Genomic DNA, 3,050 nt, shown 5'->3' on the forward strand with positions numbered 1-3,050 from the left:
GCGGGAAACGAGCCATCGCGGGTGGTCGCCGTGCCCTGCGGCACGTGATATTCCAAGCGGCTTTAGTCGCGGCACATCATAACCCGGACCTGAAATACTTTGCAGATCGCCTCCGCAAGGCCGGAAAACCGCACAAGGTCATCATCACCGCCGTCACCAGAAAGCTTGTCACTATCTCGAACGCCTTATGCAAGAGCCGTCAAAAATAGGCCGCAGCAACGGTCTGAGAGATACAGTTGCTAGGATGCCGCATCTACGACCTATCTTATCAAGTGGTCCGGTTTCAGTCTTATTGATGGGCTTATTGATGGGCCTTTTTGCTCGACTAAGAAAATGATTATCTGGCTTTGACAGCCAGTGAATGCCCTTTGGCGCAAGTGTTGCCGGTCAGCAGACGGGTAGTCCTTCAGCGTTACACTGGCCTTCAAAGGGTGATACACCTCGCCCGGTTGTAGACCATGAAGCAAGCACCTGTCATTGAGACAGGCGCTTACCTATTTATGTTTCTAAAGCCAAAATTCGTTTAGAATTGAGAAGTTGATACTAGGTACGTCACTATAAAAGTCTTTTTCATTTTTTTCATAATTTTCGTTTTGAACGGCTACATTATCATCTAAAGTCTTAGTCCAGACTAGATCAAAAGGGGTCGTCTCGTATAAATTAACAATGTCAACCCCATCTACAAAATTATGCACGATGCTGTCTTTTTCTTTAAATGAAGTTTCTGAATTTAAGTTGAACAAGAATATATCAAATAATGTATTATTTTCACCAAACATGATGTCAATGTCCGTTGCATCTGCAATGGAAATAACTGCCTCGCCGCCGGAGTATCTGTTGTTATTCCCGTATCCAGTCGGCGTGCCAATCCGGGTCACTTCTGGAATACTGCTTTGGTCGCGGTCGCCGCTAGCGGCATTACTTAGGCCATTACCTTCGTCTTGGTTATATGTCGGGGTTCGGTTATTCAGACCCTTGATGTCAGTGGGGGGAACACAGATTACGGTGGAGGTGACGAGAGCGTCAGCCTGATCCGACAGCTTGCTCATGAGATCACCTAGGCTTTCGATCCGTGAGTTGTCGTTACTCATGCTGCCGTAACTCCCTTCAGCGCCATTCTTGCCGACGGTAGCGGCATTCTCGACCATGCTCTTGGAGGCAGATTCGATGTCTATTGAGACCGAGTCCGAAGACACGCCAGCAGATAGTCGAGACAGAATCTTCTCCTCGCCCGTTCCAATGAAGTCGCTAGCGTCTCGTTCTTCCCACCAGCCGGGGTTCATCTCGTTAAACTCGACGATGGCGTCCCATCGCTCAGACTGATCGTCGAGATGTTGCAGAGCTCCCCACGATCCATAGGTCCCATGCTTTGCGACATCGACGAAAGCGTTAAAGAGGGTGCCTCCGGCGTCCTTCCAGCTCTTCATCAGCTCCAGGTACAACCCCCCCATGGCGTCTGACTGGTTCAAAGCCATGAAGAAGTTGGCGAGCGTCTGGTTGCCTGCCCACTGGCCCACACCGACGACATGGGTGCCGCCCTCATACATCACGAGGTCCATGTCATACTTATCGGCGATAACCTTGTGGTACTCGAAGGTTTTCACGAGGCTGGCGATCGTTCCGTCCGGGTTGCCGGTGACAGACCCGTCACGTAGCTCGCGTATGGCGAGGCTGATTGCCTGGTCATACTTGTGGGCTTGGACGTAATTTGTCAGCTGAGCTCCCGAGAGGCCCATCTCACGTCCCTCGGCGCCGGCAGCAATCTCGGAGTTGGAGATCCAGGACAGGACTGTCCCGGCCTTCTCCCGGCCAAGAGAGCCATCGAAGTAGCCTGTGACCGCATAGTCGTTAAACAGGTTCGCTGGAGTGACCGAGCCGCCTTTGACCGCGTTCGGGGCCTCGAGGATGCTTTGCTCGAGGCCGTGCCAAGCTGTGTGCGTGGCAATGACCTTGTTAACCATCTCATCGACATTCGGACCGTAAACCTGATTCACGATGGCGGCCATCTCCGCAGCCTTCATTCCGTAGAACTGGACCCAAGCATCGCCCTGTCCGGGCCAGAGTTTCTGGCCCTCGACATTGGCCCACTGTGCCTGCTCGAACTGCCAGTTCCAGACTTCGTTTGAGTATTCGAAAGAGGGCTTCAGGTCTGGGTCTAGGTTCTCTTTCACGTAGCTAACAAAGTTGCGGATGAACTCCGCGTCGGCCTTGTGCGGGATGTTAAACCACGGGTCGGTGCCGGTTTCGTTGGCCAGCTTCACCATGACTTCAAGCGGAACCCCAGCTTCGGTGGCCCAAGTGGCGTCACTGGCTTCCGCCCGATCGCCCCATTTGGATAGGTCAGAGTCGTTCGTCGCCTGCCAGTCCATGAACCGCAGCGAACGCATGTCCTCGATCTTTTCGATCCAGTCCGGGTTGAAGATCTTTCCCGCTTCGAATGCCGGAATGTTCTTCTGGTGCACCACCGAAATGTCACGAATATAGTCGCCACTGTTGATTTTTACGATGTCGAGGCTGATCAAGTTGTTCCCGCGGGGCGTGTAGTCGAACCAGATCTCACCGTCGCCGTATCGGATGTTCGTACCCCCGTTGACGACGATCTGGCCTTCTCCCTCGTAGGTTACACGATAGGTTCCACCAATCGAGGTCATCGCAGCAGGCATTTCCGTCAGGAAGATTGCGCTGACATGCGTTACTCCGTCCGGCATTCTAGTCAGGTAGCCGTCAGCGTCCGATACCGCTTCAATCTGATCACGGCTGGCACCGCCCCAACGCCCTTCAAGATGACCCGTCCAGGGACGGGAGCTTTTGAAGACGTCGATGAATGGCATCTGGCTCGACCAGTCCGACACGCCGTTCAGGCCTATTCCCATAGAGGGGTTGGTCAGAACGTCTTGGGGAACAGGCGTAGGGGTAGGAGCCGGAACGACCGGTGGCGAAGTGAGGACGGGCCCGACATCGGCGAGGTTCTTCGGCGCAACGCCATTGAAGGTGAAGTTCACGTTGGTCAGGGCCGATTTCGCGACGCCCTGAAAGAGGATGCTGTCGCC

2 pseudogenes are annotated in these 3,050 nt (G+C 53.8%); one reads left to right on the forward strand and one right to left on the reverse strand.

From position 1 onward, the window contains the following. Positions 1-209, forward strand: a pseudogene (locus FHD67_RS20795) (IS110 family transposase); the annotation flags it as partial. 297 nt (positions 210-506) lie between these two features. Here the strand turns inward: FHD67_RS20795 and FHD67_RS20660 are convergent. Continuing rightward, a pseudogene (locus FHD67_RS20660) lies at positions 507-3,050 on the reverse strand (hypothetical protein); the annotation flags it as partial.

The sequence above is a fragment of the Paracoccus haeundaensis genome, from assembly GCF_006239215.1.
GTDB classification, from domain to species: domain Bacteria; phylum Pseudomonadota; class Alphaproteobacteria; order Rhodobacterales; family Rhodobacteraceae; genus Paracoccus; species Paracoccus marcusii.